The 19313-nt window shown below is 47.7% G+C and carries 16 protein-coding genes and 1 pseudogene; all 17 read right to left on the bottom strand.

The genetic code is table 11. The features are described from left to right. Positions 1-5: 5 nt before the first annotated feature. Entirely contained in the window at positions 6-560 is a 555-nt protein-coding gene (rfbC, locus tag ACTQ3K_RS03475; protein WP_441566072.1) for a dTDP-4-dehydrorhamnose 3,5-epimerase, read from the bottom strand. A gap of 121 nt (positions 561-681) precedes the next feature. After that, complete coding sequence (locus ACTQ3K_RS03470) at positions 682-3180, bottom strand: glycosyltransferase family 2 protein (RefSeq protein ID WP_441566073.1); 2499 nt, start codon at positions 3178-3180, stop codon at positions 682-684. A gap of 99 nt (positions 3181-3279) precedes the next feature. Further along, on the bottom strand, positions 3280-5241 hold the full coding sequence (locus ACTQ3K_RS03465) for a DUF2142 domain-containing protein (protein WP_441566074.1): 1962 nt from the start codon (positions 5239-5241) through the stop codon (positions 3280-3282). A 22-nt stretch (positions 5242-5263) separates the two neighbouring features. Continuing rightward, a complete protein-coding gene (locus ACTQ3K_RS03460) occupies positions 5264-6097 on the bottom strand; it encodes a glycosyltransferase (protein WP_441566075.1) in 834 nt (277 codons plus the stop codon). Between the two features lies 1 nt (position 6098). Beyond that, complete coding sequence (locus ACTQ3K_RS03455; protein ID WP_441566076.1) at positions 6099-6473, bottom strand: DUF2304 domain-containing protein; 375 nt, start codon at positions 6471-6473, stop codon at positions 6099-6101. Continuing rightward, positions 6470-7195, bottom strand: a complete 726-nt coding sequence (locus ACTQ3K_RS03450) for a glycosyltransferase family 2 protein (protein WP_441566088.1) — start codon at positions 7193-7195, stop codon at positions 6470-6472. Before ACTQ3K_RS03450 ends, ACTQ3K_RS03455 begins: the two co-directional genes overlap by 4 nt. Before the next feature lie 20 nt (positions 7196-7215). Continuing rightward, positions 7216-8181 carry a glycosyltransferase family 2 protein gene (locus tag ACTQ3K_RS03445; protein ID WP_441566077.1) on the bottom strand — a complete coding sequence of 322 codons (966 nt, stop codon included), beginning with the start codon at positions 8179-8181 and terminating at the stop codon, positions 7216-7218. Further along, a complete protein-coding gene (locus ACTQ3K_RS03440; RefSeq protein ID WP_441566078.1) occupies positions 8178-9176 on the bottom strand; it encodes a glycosyltransferase family 2 protein in 999 nt (332 codons plus the stop codon). Before ACTQ3K_RS03440 ends, ACTQ3K_RS03445 begins: the two co-directional genes overlap by 4 nt. Before the next feature lies 1 nt (position 9177). Next, positions 9178-10440, bottom strand: a complete 1263-nt coding sequence (locus ACTQ3K_RS03435; RefSeq protein WP_441566079.1) for a lipopolysaccharide biosynthesis protein — start codon at positions 10438-10440, stop codon at positions 9178-9180. Between the two features lies 1 nt (position 10441). After that, positions 10442-11560: a UDP-galactopyranose mutase gene (gene glf / locus ACTQ3K_RS03430; RefSeq protein ID WP_441566080.1), complete on the bottom strand. Its 1119-nt coding sequence runs from the start codon at positions 11558-11560 to the stop codon at positions 10442-10444. A 320-nt stretch (positions 11561-11880) separates the two neighbouring features. Continuing rightward, positions 11881-13536, bottom strand: coding sequence for a 2-isopropylmalate synthase (gene leuA, locus ACTQ3K_RS03425; protein ID WP_441566081.1), 1656 nt, complete (start codon positions 13534-13536; stop codon positions 11881-11883). Between the two features lie 457 nt (positions 13537-13993). Beyond that, a complete protein-coding gene (locus ACTQ3K_RS03420; protein ID WP_441566089.1) occupies positions 13994-15121 on the bottom strand; it encodes an Ldh family oxidoreductase in 1128 nt (375 codons plus the stop codon). Positions 15122-15436: 315 nt separating this feature from the next. Beyond that, positions 15437-16372: a DUF1848 domain-containing protein gene (locus ACTQ3K_RS03415; RefSeq protein WP_441566090.1), complete on the bottom strand. Its 936-nt coding sequence runs from the start codon at positions 16370-16372 to the stop codon at positions 15437-15439. Positions 16373-16431: 59 nt separating this feature from the next. Beyond that, positions 16432-17163 (bottom strand): annotated as a pseudogene (locus ACTQ3K_RS03410) (SIR2 family NAD-dependent protein deacylase); the annotation flags it as partial. Between the two features lie 2 nt (positions 17164-17165). Next, positions 17166-17756, bottom strand: a complete 591-nt coding sequence (locus ACTQ3K_RS03405; RefSeq protein WP_441566082.1) for a nitroreductase family protein — start codon at positions 17754-17756, stop codon at positions 17166-17168. After that, positions 17753-18457, bottom strand: coding sequence for a DNA/RNA nuclease SfsA (gene sfsA, locus ACTQ3K_RS03400; RefSeq protein ID WP_441566083.1), 705 nt, complete (start codon positions 18455-18457; stop codon positions 17753-17755). Before sfsA ends, ACTQ3K_RS03405 begins: the two co-directional genes overlap by 4 nt. A gap of 49 nt (positions 18458-18506) precedes the next feature. Then, positions 18507-18995 (bottom strand): pyridoxamine 5'-phosphate oxidase family protein, encoded by a 489-nt coding sequence (locus ACTQ3K_RS03395; protein ID WP_441566084.1) that lies wholly within the window; start codon positions 18993-18995, stop codon positions 18507-18509. Positions 18996-19313: the final 318 nt, after the last annotated feature.

The following is a 19313-nucleotide window of genomic DNA, read 5'->3' as shown; positions in this document are numbered from 1 at the left end:
AATCCTTAAAACTTAAAGGTTTCCTTTAAGCCCTTCCACTTCTGATCCTTTTCGGAAATGATCAGTTCCATTCCCTCTTCGATAGGCCATTCCACACCGATGTCAGGATCATTCCATGCTACACCGCCCTCATCACCGGGATGATAGAAGTCCGTGCACTTGTAGGCAAACTCAGCCTCATCGCTCAGCACCAGGAATCCATGTGCAAATCCGGGAGAAATATAGAACTGCTTCTTATTCTCTGCGGACAGCTCCACACCAAACCACTTTCCGTATGTCTCGGAATCTGCTCTCAGATCCACAGCCACGTCAAATACGGTTCCTCTCACAGCGCGGACCAGCTTGCCCTGGGGGAACTGCTTCTGGAAATGAAGGCCTCGCAGCACGCCCTTCTTGGACATGGACTGGTTATCCTGTACAAAGACCATATCAAGTCCGGCTTCCTTGAAATCATTGAGATTGTAAGTTTCCATGAAATAGCCGCGTTCATCAGGGAACACCGTCGGCTCGATCACATAAAGTCCCTTAATTCCACAGGTCGTTACTTTTATTTTTCCCATAATTTTAATTTCCTTTCTGGTTTTCGTTTTTATTTTTAGGCAATATTGCTTTAATTATAGCATTGATTCCGTTCTTTATCAACCCAGGCATTTTTCCCTTACCGTCTTCTCTGACGACAGATCACAGCTTTAATTCCATCAGACAGTTTTTCCCATAATAAGGATCACCCTTGGTCAGTTCTTCTCCCCACTTGTGTTCCATATAATGAACCTCTCCGACAAACCGTGCCTGTTTCTCCGGCGTATCCTCCGCGCCACGGCTTTTGGATTCATAATGATTCAGCACAACCCATGGCTCATACATGATCCGATATCCGGCCTTCCGTACCTTCAGGCAAAAATCCACATCATTGAATGCCACCGCAATATCTTCTTCCAGCCTGCCGACTTCTTCATATACCGACCTGCTCACCATCAGGCAGGCCGCTGTCACACCGCCGACCGTCTGCTGAAGCTGTGCACGTCCGTTGCAGCCCATATAATTTCCAGGATACGTAGAAAACACATGACCGGCCACTCCGCCAAGCCCGATTACCACACCGGCATGCTGGATCGAGCGGTCCGGATACAGAAGCTTTGCGCCGACAATGCCAACGCCCGGCTGCTGGACATCTGCCAGAAGCAGTTCCAGCCAGTCTCCCTTTCGGATCTCCGTATCATTATTTAAAAGCACCAGATACTCTCCGTCGCTGTTCTGCTCCGCAAAATTATTGATAGCAGAATAATTGAATTTATCCTTCCAGGTCAGTACTTTGACCCGCTTATTCTGTTCCAGTTCCTTATAATACTCAAAGATTTCCTTTGTGGTACTGTTATTTTCCACAATGACGATCTCATAATTCGGATAAATCGTCTTTTCCAGGATCGAATCCACACACTTTTTCAGACTTTCTTTCTCATCCTTATTGGGAATCAGGATCGATACCTTACTTTTTTTCTGCACCTCATAGCGAACCCGGTAAAATCCATAATAGCCCGGGAACATGCTGACCTCGCCTTTCAGGCCCAGCCGCTTTAAATGCGCTTCAATAGCATGTTTTCCGGCCTCAAAGCAGTACAGCTTGCTCTCCGGATCAGCCGCTGTGGAATTCTGGTGCATTCTCCAGTGGTAAAGCACCTTGGGAATATGATACGTTTCCTTTGCCCGTTCCGTACACCGCAGGATAAAATCATAATCCTGGGAACCGTCAAACTCGGAATTGAACCAGCCGACCGTATCCACCAGACTCTTTTTCGCTGTGAACAGATGACAGATATAGTTGTTGGAGCGGAGCAGATCCGGATTAAAATCCGATTTAAAATGTGGCTCAAAGTAGGTTTTCAGATCCATGGAAACCTTATCTTCATCGGAATAAATTGCCTCAGCATCAGGATGTTCATTTATGGCTTTTACTACTTCATACAACGCATCCGGTGTCAGGATATCATCGTGATCCAGAAGTGCGATCCATTCTCCGGTGGCCAGTGTCATAGCCTCATTTGTATTTCCGGCGATTCCTTTATTTTCTGTCAGCCTTTTATAACGGATTCTGGCATCACGCTCCATATATTTCTTTACGATCCGTTCCACGATCTGATCATCAGTCCCGCCGTCCGCCAGACATAATTCCCAGTTTTTGTAGGACTGATCCTGTAACGAACCGATCATCTGCTTTAAAAACGCCTTTGGCGTATGATAAACCGGAACGATCACGCTGATCTTCGGTGCATAGGCAAAGGTCTCACTGCGCTGTTTTTCCAGCTCTTCTGCTGTCACCGCATGGTCGCGGAACCAGCGGTCATACTTATATTCCTGCACCGTATAACGGTCACGCCACTCCTTTGACAGTGCCCCCGGCCCCTTCTTTACCAGCACACTGGTATCATGGCGCAGCACACTGGGACGAAGTTCTTTTGCCAGGATTTTCAAGGCATGATACCTCTTTTTTCCCTTCTTTTCTGCCCGTGCAAACTCCCGCTGGGAAATATGGATCGTTCTGGTTTCGGTACCGTCCGAAATATCCAGATCATAATACGCGCTCTGCGGATTTTCCACTTTCAGTCGGAATCCTGCCGCATCTTCTTCCTTCATGTCCAGATCCGGAAACAGAAGCCCCAGCTCCGGCCGGAGCATTCTGCGCTCCTTAACGGGAACTGATCTTCCCCGATCGTCAGTCAGCTTATAGGATAATTTCTCTCCATGGACACTAACCGCCCAGCCCTGGATCACTGCCTGTTTTTCTGTCTTTCCTGCCTGTTCGATCTCATACAGCACCGGTGCATTTCCGCTCATCTCTTCCAGACTTCTGAGCTTCCAGGAAGCGATCTTTTTCGTCTCCCCGTTTTTCACTGCTGACAGGATCAGCTTTCTTTCGGTTTCTTCCGGTAAAAGCTCGATAGCCAGGTAATAGCCGAACAGCGCTTTTTCCGAGACTGAGCCTTTTCCGGCAATGGCCTTCGCCACGTCCGGACGGACAACCCGTTCTTCCGCCAGAAACGAAAGCTTTCTTTTTTCGGTTCCGATTGAAAGCGTATAATCTCCGGCACCGTCCACGGCACACCAGCCGCAGATATACACACGAAGTTTTTCCTTATTTTTACAGCTTCGAAGTCCGTCAATATGACACTGAATACGTCCCATTTTTCTCTCCATTTTTTAACTAACGGGTTCCATTTTCTTGCTCTGCTTTACCGCAGATAGTTTTGTTTCTGTTTTCATTTCTTACCATATCAAAAGCCTTTACCAGTTTCTTCCGATGATCAGCTGACTCCAGATCATGGCATAGATCAGGAATCCCGAAATACTCATCACCAGCAGATTCTTCGTCTGCTCGGTAACCTGAAGCTTTACCCATCTGCAGCCGCAGACCAGGAACAGCGGAAGCAGCACCGGAAGGAAATATCTTCCCTGAACGCCCTGGATCCAGGTGCTTCCCGGAACGGTAAATGTCAGGTAAAACGCAGTCCAGATCAGGGCAACGGTGAATACCACGATCACCAGAAGCCCCAGCTTCTGCCATTTTGAAAACGTCTTTGATCTCATGGACTGATCCTCTGTCAGCATCACGCCGCAGGTATAAAGGAGTGTGACACTTCCGAAGCCGGCAAGTCCCAGATGCCCCATGGAAAGGAAGATCCCGTCTCCCATTAAGTAAGACGGCAGACTCTTCCAGATATTCATCAGCAGAATCTCTGTATACGTCAGCGGCCGGAATAAAACATTCTTCATCTGTGTACCGACGCTCACCGCGCCGCCTCTGGTATCTCCGTAGCTGGACGGTGATAACAGGCTCGGCAGCACAAAGCTTGACATTAAAAACAGGAACAGCAGCACAAAGCCCGCCCGCATGATCCACATTTCTTTTTTATTCCGGTAACGGGAAGCCGGGATCAGAAGCCCGGTCAGCGCTAACGGCGCATATACGGCTTTCGGAAGGATCCCCCAGGCAAAACAGAATAACGCCGCCAGATAAGGCTTCCAGGAAACGGTCCGTTCCGAATCCAGGATCTCCCGCAGCACCAGCGCAAATCCCACCATGGAAAAGGCAAATACCGACGGATCATAGGAATAGCAGGCTGCCAGAAACATTGGCGTCGGCATCAGGGCCACAGCCATCAAGATCCGCTTTCCAACCGGCAAAAGCCGGATTGCCAGCGCCATCAGGAAACAGTAGACCAGAAGATTTCCCAGCCGCCCGAACTGATACAGCATCGTAAACGGCATATGGAATATCCGTCCCACTTTTAAGAATATCGCAGAACCGAAATATCCCGGCGTATAGATCCCACAATGGCTTCCCACCGCCACCTCTGTCCCCTCGTTATATTTGCATGTTTCCAAAAAGAATTCATTGACCTCTTCCTTTTCCTCCATGGAATCCGGAAGATTTAAGGGCCAGGTGTCCAGCCCGCAGACAAACAGGTCTCGAACCTCCGGAGTCACCTGCTGTCCTCCGGGATAGAGCGAAAGCTGGTAGCTTCTCATAAAGTGCGTTTCCTCATCCCAGCCGACCTTAGTCGCAGGAAGACAGGCAATCATAAACACGCCTGCCGTCAGGCTCACGGCCAGGAACGCCCATTCCAGCTTCTGTCCAAACTTCTTTCGGAACACAATGCCGCATACGATCAGACAGCCCGCCAGGAACACAAACAATATCCGGAACAGATTGACCTGAGTCTGATTTTTTACGAAAATTCCGGTGATCACTGCCTCATAAGGATCTCCTGCCTCATAGCCCACACCACTCTGATCCAGCAGACCCTGCTCCGTATGAAGCTCGATCCAGTCAATTTTCTTTCCCAGATTGATCACAGACCGGCTGATCACCGCACTGTTTTTATCATAAAACTGTTTTATTTCCGCCTGACCGTAAGCATTTTGGTACTGAACCGTCACCAGCACATTGAAGATGCTTTCATGGTCATAGGTATAACAGAGCTTTTCCACGTAGCTTCCGCCAAATTCCAGGCGGAGCGTTCCGCCCGTTTCCCCAAGACGATAGCCTTCTTCCGTTTTCTCAAAGCCCTGTGCCGTAATCATTTCCTCTTCGATGGCATGGATGCCCCGCTCCGAGGACGGAAGTCCGAGCACTCCCCGGTTGCAATACAGCTCCAGTGCCACTGCGGCAAGGACTGTAGCAATCAGTCCAAGCACCAGCTTCTGCCAGGTTTTCAGCGCTTTGCGATTTTTCTTTTTTTCCATATTATTCTCCCGCCCCGGACCTCTATCGTTTTTTCTTCGCATTGACCTTCAGATAAATCTGGATCAGTTCATTTCTTGCATGGCGGATCAGCATGCTGACCCCCAGCTCAAACCGGTTTAAATGTACAATGCCAAGGGCATTATGCTTTTTCAAAAGCATGCGATGCTCGTTATTATAGGTTTTCCGGTCATCATTGATGAGATTTCCGGTATTGGAATCGTTCCGGACACGGAATCCGTTCAGTTCCTCATGGATCACGAAAATTTTTCCAAGGCAGGCCATACGGATCCACATATCAAAATCCAGGATAAACGGGAACTTCGGATCAAAGCCGCCTGCTTTTTCATAGGAGCTCCGCGGAAACAGCGTATTGCAGGGTGCTCCGAAAAAGCTCTTGAAGATCAGTGCCCGCTTTGCCACCTTTTTCCCATCCAGCAGTCCACTCTTTGGATAGCGCTTAAAACAGCCTGTCCGCTTTCCATTCTCATCGATCAGGGCCGTATCGCTCATGACCAGCGTGACCTCCGGATGGGCCAGAAGCGCCCCAAGCTCCTTCTCGATGCTGTCCTTATAAAGCACATCATCGGCACAGATCAGCTTGATATAATCACCCCTTGCCTCCGCCAGACACTTGTTCCAGTTTCCGGTCATACCCAGGTTTTTCTCATTCTTCACCAGCCGTACCCGCGGATCCTTCACTGACTCTACGATTTCCACAGTATTGTCCTTCGACTGGTCATCGATCACGACCAGTTCAATGTTTTTATAATTCTGTTCCAGCACGGACTCCATGGTTCGTTTAATATAAACGCTGCTGTTGTACGCCGGAATACAGACGCTTACCAAAGGTTCCATCTTACTTTTCCTCTTTTTTTGTTTCGCAGTCATGAATCTCTTTCTGCAGTTCATTATCGTCCAGCGCGATCCGCTGAACCAGTTCCTTTACCTTGGTCTCCAGCTGAGAGATCCGCAGAGACATGGCAAAATTTTTGATCAGAAGCAGGAAGATCATCAGCATAAAAATAAAGTTTGCCGTGGACATGGTTCCCACCAGATCGGAGAGCCAGTCTGCCGCCCCCGGAAAGATGCTGAACACCACCAGAAGAAGGGCAAACAGCACCCAGAACATGGAATCCTCGATTTTCACCTTTGCCTGGCGGATCTTCTTCATCATCACGAAGAATACCAGAAGCGATACGATGATCAGTACCACACGAAGCACAGTTGTCATTGTTTCTCTCCTCCGTTCTTCTTCCGATATTTATTCTCCCGTTTCCGGAAATTCTGAATAATTAAAATTGAAAAAAGCATCTTAGTCATATATTTTACTGCATTGACCGGATTCAGATAGCTGACACCAGCGATCCGCTCATCCATCTTTACCTGCACCTCTGCCACCTTTGCGCCCTGACGCAGCAGATAAGATACCGTGTCCGGCTCCGGCCCGTAGTTCAGGCTGAGAGCAAACTCCTCGATCATTTTCCGCTGGAACATCCGCATACCGGATGTGGGATCCTTCACTCTTACGCCGGTGGTCAGACGGATCGCCCCGGAGATCAGATTGCTGCCCAGCATCCGCATGGTCTTCGGCTTTTTCTCTGTGACAAACCTGGAGCCGATCACAATGTCATAACCCTCTGCCATTTTTTCCTTCATGGTCTGGATAAACTCCGGCCGGTGCTGGCCATCTCCGTCAAACTGGACTGCATATTCATAGCCGTTTCTCCAGGCATATTTCAATCCCGCCTGAAAGCCACCGGCCAGTCCCAGATTTACCGGAAGATCCAAAAGGTTATACCCCTTCTCCCGGCAGATCTGAGCCGTCCGGTCCTTCGATCCGTCATTAACGACTACATAGTCAAACTCCGGATAATTCCGGATCAGGTTATCTACCACCCGTTCAATGTTTTCCTCTTCATTGTAGGCAGGTATTACGATCAGCAGATCTGACATCATCGGTTCCCCCAATTTTCTTAATCTTCTTTTTTATCAGTCGTTCTTTCACTGATGATATATCTCGGACGTTCCTTCACTTCCATATAAATCTTCCCGACGTATTCTCCAAGCACTCCAAGTGCCAGCATCTGCAGGCCACAGATGAAGCAGATAATACTGATAATACTTGCCCATCCGGCTACCGTCTTGCCGATTGCCCATGCAACGATCGACCAGATGATCCCGGCAAAGCTCAGCAATGATACAAAAATACCGACCCCGGCAATCATATGAAGCGGCTTCACGCTGAGGCTTGTGATCCCATCAAAAGCCAGCTTCAGCATCTTTGATAAAGGATAATGACTTTCTCCGGCGATTCTTTCATTTCTATCATAATAAACAGAAGTGCTCCTGAATCCCACCAAAGGTACCATTCCGCGAAGGAACAGATTGACTTCTTTAAAATTCGCGAACTCCTGAAGTACCCTGCTGCTCATCAGACGATAATCCGCATGATTATAAACAGTCTCTGCGCCCATCCAGTTTAACAGCTTGTAAAACATCTGCGCCGTACTGCGCTTAAAGAATGTATCCGTCGTCCGTTTCGCTCTCACGCCATAAACGATCTCCGCTCCGTTCTGGTATTCATCTACCATCTTCTCCATTGCACGGATGTCATCCTGCCCGTCGCAGTCAATGGATATGGTAATATCACACTGATCCTTTGCCTCCATCAACCCCGCCAGCACGGCGTTCTGATGACCGCGGTTTCTGCTCTGGCTGATTCCGATAAAATGTTCATCCTTCTCCGCCAGATCGCAGATGATCTCCCATGTAGAATCCTTACTCCCATCATTCACAAACATGATCCTGCTGTCATTGGAAATTTTTCCTGCGTCCCGCAATGTATGAAGTTCCTCAAGAAACATCGGGGCTGTCAGCGGCAATACCTTTTCTTCGTTATAACAGGGAATGACCATATACAAAACAGGCTCTTTTATCATCTTTTTCTCTCCTTTTGGCTCAAATCCTCTTTCGTCCCCCAATACGTTTTATTCAAACTGCATTTTACCACCAGGCCCTTCGGCAGGCGCTTATACTTTTTCCCCATGAGATAGCCCAGATATTTGCATCCGCTGATCCAGACAAGCCCCGGGATCAGATACCATTTTCCCTCTTTCCAGAGATAGCTCATGGTCTGCTTTACCAGACGGATCCCCTCACCTTCGGATCGAAGCCCCGAAAAAACATCCGGATTTTCCACCTGCGAAACAGCCAGGTCAAAATTTCTGTGGAACTGCTCCCTGCCGGACAGGTTATGGGAATGGATCACACGGGCATCCGATACATAAGCGATGGCATAGCCTGCCTTTACGCCATGACCGGCAAAGATCATATCCTCATTGAAGATCGTATGCTCCGGAAAACCGCCCTGCTTCAGAACCAGCTCCCGTTTATAGGCCGCGCAGACATTGGAAGCAAAAAAGGTCTTGATCCCCAGCTGCGGAAGATCCTCCGCCGTTTTCACCCTGCTTTCTGCCGGATAATTAAAGCTTCTGGTGTACCGCTCCACCACCCGGCAATCCTTTGCAGGCATCTGGCGTCCGTAGGCTGTCATGATCTCATGTCCGTCATAAACGCCATGCTCCGCGCCGCAGAACGGCTCCTCAAAGGGACGGATCAGTGCCTCGATCATGTGATCATCCTCCGGAACAGCATCCTGAGTCATAAACAGCACCAGCTCCGCGGTACAGAATGACAATCCGGCGTTTCTTGTGCCGCCGTGGTCAAACTCTGTCTTTGCAACCCAGTGAAGCTCTACAGGGATCACGCTCTCCTTTGCCAGCCGTACAGCCGGTGATTCCTCGGGGCGCCCATCGGCCGTGGTGATCATCAATACAATTTTTTCCGGCTTTACATGCTGCCTGTTCAGCATACGGAGAAGCTGTTCAAGCCTCCCGTCCGGCTTATATACAGGAATTACTGCGTCAATCGTCATTTTATTTTCTCATCTCCCGGCGATACCGGCTCCGTACATAAAAGAAAAACAACAGGACCAGAACACCCATGGCGCCTGTGTAACAGAGGGCTCCGCCCAGAATTCCAAAAGCCCGCACCAGCACGCGGGACAGGATCAGCGACAGGATGGCCGCCGCCCCGTAGCAAAGCAGGATCCCTCTCTGCTGGCGCATGGTCGTCAGGGCATAGTATAACAGCATGGCCGCCGCATTGAAGCCGCCGCCAAGGATCAACAGAACCAGAGCTCCGCGATACGGGGAAAGATCCTGTCCGAATACCAGGGACAGCACCGGGATTCCCAGCAAAAAAGCACCCAGACAGCAGACCGCTGTTAATCCGGTGATCCCAAGAAGAAGCCTGTAGACCATGGAGCGGAACCGTTCCCACTCCCCGTGTTCACAGCTTTCTCCCATGGTAGTCAAAAGCGGCTTGAAAATAAATCCGCTTAACAGATTGATGGTCGAGGTAGGAAGATAAAGATCCGTATAATAGGTCACTGCCTCCTCGCTCATACAGGCATCTACTGCATATTTTGCTGCGTTGCAGATATAAAGATACAGGAAGCTTCCAAGGAACAGGAAAAAGCAGTCCCGAAGAAGACGGAGCACCCGTTTCTTTGACGCAGAAAGCCGAAGCGGCTCAAAGCTTCCTATCACAAACAGGTCAAACACCACAAATCCCAGCACCGCCGCGATCACTGCCGCTGCACTGGCCGCCACGATATTCTTCGTCACGATCACCACGATCACAAAGACACCGCCGGAAAACAGCGTTCGGAATGCCATGGATTTTCCGGAGAGATCCAGACGGCCCTTCCTGTGAAACTCTCCCTCGAACACATCAGCCGCGCCGTCCACCAGCTTATAGAGGCACATGAGGAAGATCACCGCCGCCCGGACACCTGTGGCCCCGGAGATCAGGATATAGAGAATCCCCGCGATCACCATGGCAATACAGGTAATGACCCTTGCCGACAGGTACTCCGAAAAGGAATATTCGCCGGCCACATCCGTCACCTGGAAAGGCCGTACCTCATAGTAGCCGATGGTCAGAAGCATCTGTCCGGTGGTAAATGCGATGGAAAAAATCCCGCCGTAATATTCCCCGGTGGCTCTCGCCGCCACAGCGAACAGTAAAATACTTGCCAGCGCGAAAAGCAGGCTTCCGATCATGTTCCATATAATATTTTTCCGTACCTGGTTGGTTCCGTCCCCAAGGATCAGGGCTCTCCAGCTTTTCATCATTCTACCTGCTTCCAAATTCCTTTTCCGCCGCGTTCATGGCCGATTCGATCACCTTGTCCATGTCATAGTAGCGGTATTCTGCCAGTCTGCCGCCAAAAAGCACCTTTTGCTCTTCTGCACCAAGCTTCGCATATTTCTGATACAATTTCTGATTTTTCTCATCATTAACCGGATAATAAGGCTCCATGCCCTCCTCCCAGGCAACGGGATATTCTCTTGTCACCACGGTTTTCGGATTATTCTGGTAATCCACGGTACAGTCAAAATGCTTATGCTCGATGGTTCTCGTATAAGGAACCTCACGGGCCGTATGATTCACCACCGCAACGCCCTGATAGTTGTCCGTTTCAAAAATATCATCCTTAAATTCCAGGCTGCGGTATTCCAGCTTTCCATAACAGTAACCAAAATAGGCATCAATGGTTCCCGTGTAGATCACCCTGTCTCCCATGGCATCAAACCGATCCCGATCCGCCAGATAATCGGTTTCCAGAAGCACATCACAGCCCTCAAACAGCGCCTTCACCAGACCGTTATAGCCGCCGACGGGAATCCCCTGATACCGGTCATTGAAGTAATTATTATCATAGGTGTAACGGACCGGCAGACGGCGGATAATGAAGCTGGGCAGATCCTTACAGTCCCGTCCCCACTGCTTCTCCGTGTAGCCCTTGATCAGACGCTCATAAATGTCCCGTCCCACCAGCGAGATTGCCTGCTCCTCCAGGTTTTTCGGCTCACCGCTCACGCCTGCGCGCTGCTCCTCGATCTTCTTTCTGGCTTCCTCCGGCGTGGACACGCCCCAGAGCCTGCTGAAGGTATTCATATTAAAGGGCATGTTATACATTTCTCCGTGGTAATTGGCCACAGGACAGTTGGTGTAGCGGTTGAACTCCGCCAGCCGGTTCACAAACTGCCATACCTCCCGGCTGGACGTATGGAAAATATGCGCGCCGTACCGGTGCACCGGGATTCCCTCAATCTCCTCACAGTAGATATTTCCGCCCAGATGCTTCCGCTTCTCTACCACCAGGCAGGTTTTTCTGTTCTGTCCGGCATACCATGCCATCACGCCTCCGAACAGACCACCGCCCACGATCACATAATCATAATGCTTCATTCTTTGTCCTCTCTGGTGAAAACATGCGCGAAAGGGCGCACTTTTCCCGCAAAAGCCCATAATTATACCTTATTCTACTATAAAAGGCCTGTAAATGCAAGAAAGCCACCATATTTTCATGCAGTGTGTTCCGTGACTCCTGAAGCTCCCTCCTTCGCGGCCCTCCAGGCCAGCCGGCACATATCGAGGCTGCCACTGTCCCGGCCAGAGCAGTGGATCTGCGAAGGAATGTGCTGGCAGCCTTTCTATCACACAAAAACTGCCGCCCGCAGAGAATACACTTCTCTGCAAAGCAGCAGTTTTTCTTTATTTTTATATTTTTATCTGAATAACCGGTTCAGTGCGCTGAACAGTGCCCGATGAGATGCTCTTGTGATATTGGGGCTTACACCGACGCCGAAGGTTACTCTTCCGGTGTTCACATCCATCAGCTTGATATAGGCAGCAGCCTGTGCATGGGAGCCTTCACCCAGCGCATGCTCGGAGTAATCCAGGACCTTTACATGCACATCGGCGGTGTCCTCGATAGCTGCACGCGCCGCATCAATAGGGCCGTTTCCGATGCCCTTTGCCGATAAGATGCTTCCCTTATACTTATAGGTCAGCTTGGCCTCAGTATCGATCTCACCTACGTCGTGAGTCTCGCAGCGGATAAAGCCAAACGGCTCTTTTGCGGACAGATATTCTTTCTTGAACAGCTCCATGATCTGCTCAGGCGCAACCTCGCCGTGCTCCTCGGCTACGCCCTGTACCACATCGGCAAACTCCTTGTGCATATCCTTCGGAAGCTTGAAGCCGTAGAGCGTATCCATAACAAAGGCTACGCCGCCCTTGCCAGACTGACTGTTGATCCGGACGATGGGCTCGTAATCGCGGCCCAGATCCGAGGGATCCACCGGCAGATACGGAACCTCCCAGTAGGGATTCTTTCTCGCCTTGAGTGCCTTGACGCCCTTGTTGATGGCATCCTGATGAGATCCGGAGAATGCTGTAAATACCAGCTTTCCGGCGTAAGGATGTCTCGGATCGATATTCATCTTGGTGCATCGTTCATATACATCGATGATCTCCCGGATATTTTCAATCTCCAGCTTCGGATCAATGCCCTGGGAGAACATGTTATAAGCCACATTCAGTACATCTACGTTTCCGGTACGCTCGCCGTTTCCGAACAAGGTTCCTTCCACACGGTCTGCGCCTGCCAGCAGGGCCAGCTCTGTTGCCGCCACGCCGGTTCCACGGTCATTATGAGGGTGGACACTTAAAATAATGGATTCACGGTTCTTAAAATGGGTGCTCATCCATTCGATCTGATCCGCATACACATTGGGAGTCGTCATCTCCACCGTTGCAGGCAGATTGACGATCATGGGGTGCTCCCTGGTAGGGTTCCAGGTATCCTGAACAGCCGTACATACCTCAAGAGCATAATCCAGCTCGGTTCCCGTAAAGCTCTCCGGCGAATACTCCAGAATGATCTCACCGTCAAAATCCTTCGCCCGTTCCTTTACCATATTGGTGCCGTCGATGGCGATCTGCTTGATCTGCTCTCTGTCCATGTTGAACACCACATCACGCTGTAAGGTAGAGGTAGAATTGTAAATATGGACAACGGCACGCTTGATTCCTTTCAGGGCCTCAAAGGTCCGGTCGATCAGGTGCTCTCTGCACTGTACCAGAACCTGAACCAGCACATCATCGGGAATCAGCTTCCGGTCAACAAGCTGTCTTAAAAAGTCATATTCGATCTGGGACGCGGCGGGGAAACCGACCTCGATCTCCTTAAAGCCAAGCTTCACCAGAAGGTTGAACATCTCGATTTTTTCTTCCACAACCATGGGCTCGATCAGGGCCTGGTTGCCGTCACGCAGATCGACGCTGCACCAGATCGGTGCCTTCTCGATCTCCTTCCCCGGCCAGGTACGCTCCGGAAAATCAATGACAGGTACTCGTTTATATCTTTTAAAATTTAACATGATCTATTTCCTCTCTTTTCTTCTTTGCAGGATCCAGACACTTCTTCTGTTTTTATGTCGGATTTCTTTTCTGATTTTCACCGTTTTTGATCGATTCCCGCGTTCATAGTCGATAGATCACGCTGTAGTTTTCTATAATATACATCTTACTCTTTCTAATGCACTTCTTAGCGGAAGCCCCATATTTCATCAGTCCCATCGTTTATATTTTAATCCGTTACGATTATAACACAGCGATTTTCGGATTACAATTCTTTTCCCGGACCGCCAGGTATGATTTTTTTTAATGGGAGAGATTCCATCGTGGCATGGATCAAAAGCCTCCTGTACAGCATTTTTGTTTATCAGGAAGGGCTTTTCCGATAAACAAAGGGCACAGGCCTGCCGGTCTGTGCCTCTCTATAGGAAGGGTACAGGAAACATGGTTCCTGAGAAATAAAATGGTGTTGGCTTGCTTTTAATAATTTCCCTCGAAGAATCCTCCGTTCTTCACCTTGTAGCCCTCGAAGTAGGAACTGAAATCCATCTTCAGATACCGGCAGAGATCTGCCAGCTCCACCATGGTATTGTCATTGACGGGGATTCCATGCTCCCGCCGTTCTTTTTCGGCGAATACTTCTTTTTCGCCGTGGGTGTAGATACGGTCCTTTCCGTCCGCCTTCGGGCTTTCCCTCAGCCGCTCCAGATAACAGGAAAAATTCTTCCGGATCTCGGTAGCATCACCGAAGATCTCCGGATTCACTGCCATGAAGCCGTGGCAGATCCCGGTCTTGTCGGGGAAAGTGCAGCACCGGTCTGAGTTGATGCCCTGGGACAGAACCGAGCTGAACAGCTCGCAGAGCATACCGTAGCCATAGCCCTTATGGCTTCCGCTTATCTCCTCGGAACCTCCAAGGGGCATGATCCCGCCGCCCTTTTTTGCAACAATGTTGGCAAGGACATCCGGGGCATCCGTGCTCTCATGACCATCCTTATCCAGCGCCCAGCCCTCCGGCAGCGCCTTTCCCATCTTGTTGTACATCTCCAGCTTTCCTCTGGTTACAACTGTCGTGGAGGCATCAAACAGAAACGGATACGGATCTGCCGGCATGGCCACCGCAATGGGATTGGAGCCCAGCATGGCTTTTCTTCCGAAAGTCGGTACCATGATCGCCTCCGAGTTAGTGCAGGCCATTCCGAGGAGTCCCTGATCGGAAGCCATCTTCGCATAGTAACCGGCAATCCCGAAATGGTTGGATTCGCGGACGCTTACCATACCGATGCCTGTGGTCTTTGCCTTTTCAATGGCCTTGTTCATGGCATAAACCGAAATCAGCTGTCCCATGCCGTTATGTCCGTCAATGACCGCCGAAACCGGTGTCTCAAATACTACCTCCGGCTTCGCCTCCGGGTGGATCGTCCCCTTTTCGATTCCTTTATGATAACGGACCATCCGCTGCATGCCGTGGCTTTCAATTCCAAACAGATCTGCTGTCAGAAGCACATCCTTGATGATCCGACTTTCCTCTTCACTGAAGCCGAACCGGCAGAATACATCATGGCAAAAACGATCCAGCTTTTCATATCCCCAGGTTACATATCCCATAGCAGTTTCCTCCGATAAAAATTTCCCACAGACAACGATTCCGTCTCCGATTCCGTCTCCGATTACTGTCTGCATTTCTATTTTTCGATCTTTTACGGTAATACCTGTAAATATATTGGTATTACCAATTAACCTGATTATACTATAGACAATTTAAAATTGCAAGCAGGTTTTATGTTTACCCCCTCTTTTGAAGCTTTATTCCCCAGAACGCCATATTCCTGATATTCTTGTCGAATCGTCTGACAAATGTCTTATATGTTTGGAGTTACGGTGACCAACAGACTGGCATTACCGTTATTATGCAATTTTATTCTAAAATTCCAATCGAATCTGTCTGTCAATCCAGCTTTTCTGAATTGCCTCACGAATCATATCACCTGGCATATATCCACCAATTAAAAACGGGGACTCAGGATTATGCTTTCTCATATTTTCTTTGACCAAAACCGGATTTACATTCGCATAACAGTATTTACACAAATGTCCGCAAGTATCATAGGCACCTATATCTGTCCCCAAAAGACATGCACATTCCCCATTTCTCTGATTTTTCTTTCTCTTTGGAACTTCCAGCCTGTTATGGAGAGCTGTCTCAAATGTATGAACCGTCATACATCCGGAGCAATCTGCGCCATATTTTGCAAGATCTTCTCCTTCTGCACAAGGCTTCAACACCATTCCATACTTAGACGCTATTTTTACAAATGCCTTTCCTATCGTAGTCCTGTCTTCTGCCCGTACTGATTTTGCTTCCGGAAAATTGCGCTCCACCTTTTTATAAATATCTATAAAGCTGATCACACATGTCTTTGTATATCCGGCAAGAATTTCAGCCATTTTTTCAAATTCAGATATATGCCACTCCACAGAATGTTTTTTATCTATAAAAATCGGATCATATCTCCATCCCATACTGTCTACACCCACGACATCCGACAATTCTTTAAAACCTTCCATCACAGTTTCTTTATCCGGAACGTTTGGCTCAATATCCTTTCCGTAAGGTGTAATTGTTACAAACCAGTATTGACCATATGGTTTTAATTCATCCGGAAATGGCAGCATTGGAAAAGGGTTCTTCGTGCAGAATGCGATCAGATCCACAGCTTCTGGTGAAAGGCTGTATTTCGTCACCTGTTTGGGATTATAGGGATTCCTCACGCATACATATTCTTCTTTTATCCGATTCAAAAACCATTTTGAATAAAATGCAGGTATATCTGTTCTCATTCCTGTTTGTATTATCATTTTATCACACCCTCTCTTGTCGCTATTCACCCCGTTCACAGCCGCCCTTTATCACAAATCTACAGTTCTTTCAGAATTTCTCCAATATCTTCATTCATATAAACAGACTTTCTCGTTATTTCTGCAGGTGCATATGCTTCACCCTGATTCAGACACACATAAAATGCATGTTGAAATGTGTTTGTCATCTGCCAGAACGGATATTTTATAATACCGGGAGTATTATATCCTACACCAAGTTCAAGGAACACTATTCTCTGCTTTTTATGATCCTGTATAAATTTCTCGTACTTTTCTGCTGCCTGGTGCCATCCCTCATCTTCAACAAATGTCTGATCCGATCTGAGATTCATACTCATCGGCTTACCGCAGTGCGGACAATATGGAATCAAACTTGTCGGAACTGTAAGCTTTATTTCTTCGTCTTCCGGTTTTTGCAGTTCCCCGTCTTTTATCTGAAATCCCTGACTCAGCACCATTTTTTTAATTGTTTCTTCATTGTCATAGGTTTTCTTATGGCAAGGCTCACTACATTGAAACAGACCATAATCTCCCTGTGTATAAAAGATTCTGTTTTTATAAAAGCCGGCTTTTTGGAAACAATGATCCACATTTGTCGTCAGTACAAAATAATCCTTCTCTTTCACCAGATCATACAGGTTCTGATATACCGGTTTTGGCGCATCCATATATCGATTAATATAGATATATCTGCACCAGTATCCCCAGTGTTTTTCCAAGGTTTTATATGGATAGAAGCCTCCTGCATACATATCAGAAAATCCCGATTTACCTATCTGTACTCAACGATTTCTTCGAATGGTTTTCTTGGTCTTTTGGCCGGAGCTTCGTCGGCAAAGCCAACCGCAACAATTCCCGTCAACTGGCTGTCTGTTCCGATAAAATCCATCAGCTCATTATAGGCAAAACAAGTATTGGCAATCCATAAGGTGCCCAATCCATATCCCGTTGCTGTCAGAATCATGTTTTCAATCGCTGCACCTATGGACAATGAATCACATATTTCAACAATTCGCTTTTCATTTTCAATGTTTGCAAATGGCGTATGCTGATTGGTGTTAAGCACTGCAATGAGGCAGGGAGCCTCCTGCATGATTCTGACGGAATTCTCAGCATCCGGTATCGCAAATGCCCATTCCGGCATAAGCTCATGGGTCATTTTTTCTGAATTTATACCATGACGCATGACATCAACCAGTTTATCCTTTTCTTCACCCTGATATACAATAAATTTCCAAGGCTGCCTGTTTTTAGCAGATGGTGCGAGGGAAGCACTGTATATGATCTCTTCTATTAACTTCCTTTCGATCTCATCCGGCTTATATTTTCTTATACTTCTTCTATTCTCAATTTCTCGTATCATAATTCCTCTCTCTTAGTGCCTTGACCCCAAGGCTCATCTTCTCCTATGATTTCCAACCTATCCATCCCAACATGACATTTCAGGAAAAGCACCTCAACACCTGCTGCCTTCGCCTCGTGAAGTGCAACGCCAAATTCGGGATGCGTTGCCGTATTCGGCCTGACTTCACTGATGCCTTCCATTTGAATCACAAATGCAATCAAGCATTTATATCCTTGTCCGCACGCAGCTGCAAGTTCCCGCAAATGCTTAACTCCTCTTTCCGTCGGGGCATCTGGAAAATATCCAACTCCGTCTATCTCAAGGGTGCAGCCTTTGACTTCCATTAGATATTTTTGCTTTCCTTTTTCCATATAGAAATCCATCCGGCTGTTTCCAAAGGTATACTCTGGTTTAATACAATCATACCCCTGTTTCATCAGCCATTCTTTTACCACTTTATTCGGTGCCTGAGAATCAATGTTAACCCATGTCTTATTCTTCTTAACCGCAACCAAATCATAACGAGTCTTTCGATTTGGGCTCTTTTCTATACAATCTTCCAAAATCACTTCCGCCCCCGGCAGCAGTAATTCACGACAACGTCCCGTATTCTTTACATGAACCGATTCTACCTCTTCCGATCCATCAATCTTTACCCGCGCGATAAAACGATTGGGACGTTCTATGAAAAAGGCTTCCACTATCTTATCATATTTCATGTGCCGTTTCCTATTATCTGATGATTTCTATGTGCTGAAGCATTCATTATTACACGATTGGATTCACTGGAAGCGGCCTGTACTTTGCCGTATAATAATCGCAATCAATTCGAATAACACTAACAATTGAAACCAATTTTTCATTAAACACAAAATCTTTACCCGTTTGTGTTTTCATCAATACACTTAATGCCTTGATTTTTTCCTGCGGCACTTCCACAATCTTTGCCGTTCCAAATCCATCAAAAGAATAGTAGCTGCATCCATATTGGCAGGCAACTTTACCTGAAAATGGCTGTACATCACACTCAATCTGAACGCAGCAATCAGAATTATTTCTGATAATGTCAAGCTTACGCCCCTCTAACGCCCCATGCAAATAAAATACGAGCTTATCACCTTCCAAAACATAGCCGTAGTTCATGGGAACTATGTATGGCTTTCCCTGATCCACTAAACCGAGATGCAAAACCTTGCCCGAATCAAGGATATGTATTATTTCATTGCTGTCTGTTACTTCTCTATCTCTTCTTCGCATAAAAATCCTTACCTTTTTCCTTTCTGCTCTTTCTTATGGCTGTCTTCTTCCCGAACATCACTTTGATCCCTAGCAATTTTGAATCTCATCAGCAGCCTTTTCAAGTCTCAGAGTAGCGTATTCAGACATAATGGAGTCTGCCATTATATTCTTCCAATTCTTCTTTCGTATATCTTGTACTCACTTATCTTCCACCAACAGTCGCTATGATGTTAGCATCTAATTAGTACAAAACAAAAATGAGATATTCCCTTGATACAAATAAAATGTATAATAACAAGAGGAGGAACTCATCATGTCATGTAAGAAAACTCAACA

This window comes from Candidatus Paralachnospira sp. LCP21S3_A2, assembly GCF_052118925.1.
Taxonomy (GTDB): domain Bacteria; phylum Bacillota; class Clostridia; order Lachnospirales; family Lachnospiraceae; genus Lientehia.
Note: the sequence above shows the minus strand (reverse complement) of the source record. Positions and strands in the feature narration are given on the sequence as shown.

Bases quoted from the DNA above. Each gene is read 5' to 3' on its own strand.
- ACTQ3K_RS03435 (WP_441566079.1), bottom strand. From the start codon at position 10,440: ATGATGAAAAGCTGGAGAGCCCTGATCCTTGGGGACGGAACCAACCAG.
- ACTQ3K_RS03445 (WP_441566077.1), bottom strand. From the start codon at position 8,181: ATGATAAAAGAGCCTGTTTTGTATATGGTCATTCCCTGTTATAACGAA.
- glf (WP_441566080.1), bottom strand. From the start codon at position 11,560: ATGAAGCATTATGATTATGTGATCGTGGGCGGTGGTCTGTTCGGAGGC.
- ACTQ3K_RS03460 (WP_441566075.1), bottom strand. From the start codon at position 6,097: ATGGAACCTTTGGTAAGCGTCTGTATTCCGGCGTACAACAGCAGCGTT.
- leuA (WP_441566081.1), bottom strand. From the start codon at position 13,536: ATGTTAAATTTTAAAAGATATAAACGAGTACCTGTCATTGATTTTCCG.
- rfbC (WP_441566072.1), bottom strand. From the start codon at position 560: ATGGGAAAAATAAAAGTAACGACCTGTGGAATTAAGGGACTTTATGTG.
- ACTQ3K_RS03415 (WP_441566090.1), bottom strand. From the start codon at position 16,372: ATGATAATACAAACAGGAATGAGAACAGATATACCTGCATTTTATTCA.
- ACTQ3K_RS03470 (WP_441566073.1), bottom strand. From the start codon at position 3,180: ATGGGACGTATTCAGTGTCATATTGACGGACTTCGAAGCTGTAAAAAT.
- ACTQ3K_RS03440 (WP_441566078.1), bottom strand. From the start codon at position 9,176: ATGACGATTGACGCAGTAATTCCTGTATATAAGCCGGACGGGAGGCTT.
- ACTQ3K_RS03465 (WP_441566074.1), bottom strand. From the start codon at position 5,241: ATGGAAAAAAAGAAAAATCGCAAAGCGCTGAAAACCTGGCAGAAGCTG.
- sfsA (WP_441566083.1), bottom strand. From the start codon at position 18,457: ATGAAATATGATAAGATAGTGGAAGCCTTTTTCATAGAACGTCCCAAT.
- ACTQ3K_RS03420 (WP_441566089.1), bottom strand. From the start codon at position 15,121: ATGGGATATGTAACCTGGGGATATGAAAAGCTGGATCGTTTTTGCCAT.
- ACTQ3K_RS03450 (WP_441566088.1), bottom strand. From the start codon at position 7,195: ATGTCAGATCTGCTGATCGTAATACCTGCCTACAATGAAGAGGAAAAC.
- ACTQ3K_RS03395 (WP_441566084.1), bottom strand. From the start codon at position 18,995: ATGCGAAGAAGAGATAGAGAAGTAACAGACAGCAATGAAATAATACAT.
- ACTQ3K_RS03405 (WP_441566082.1), bottom strand. From the start codon at position 17,756: ATGATACGAGAAATTGAGAATAGAAGAAGTATAAGAAAATATAAGCCG.
- ACTQ3K_RS03455 (WP_441566076.1), bottom strand. From the start codon at position 6,473: ATGACAACTGTGCTTCGTGTGGTACTGATCATCGTATCGCTTCTGGTA.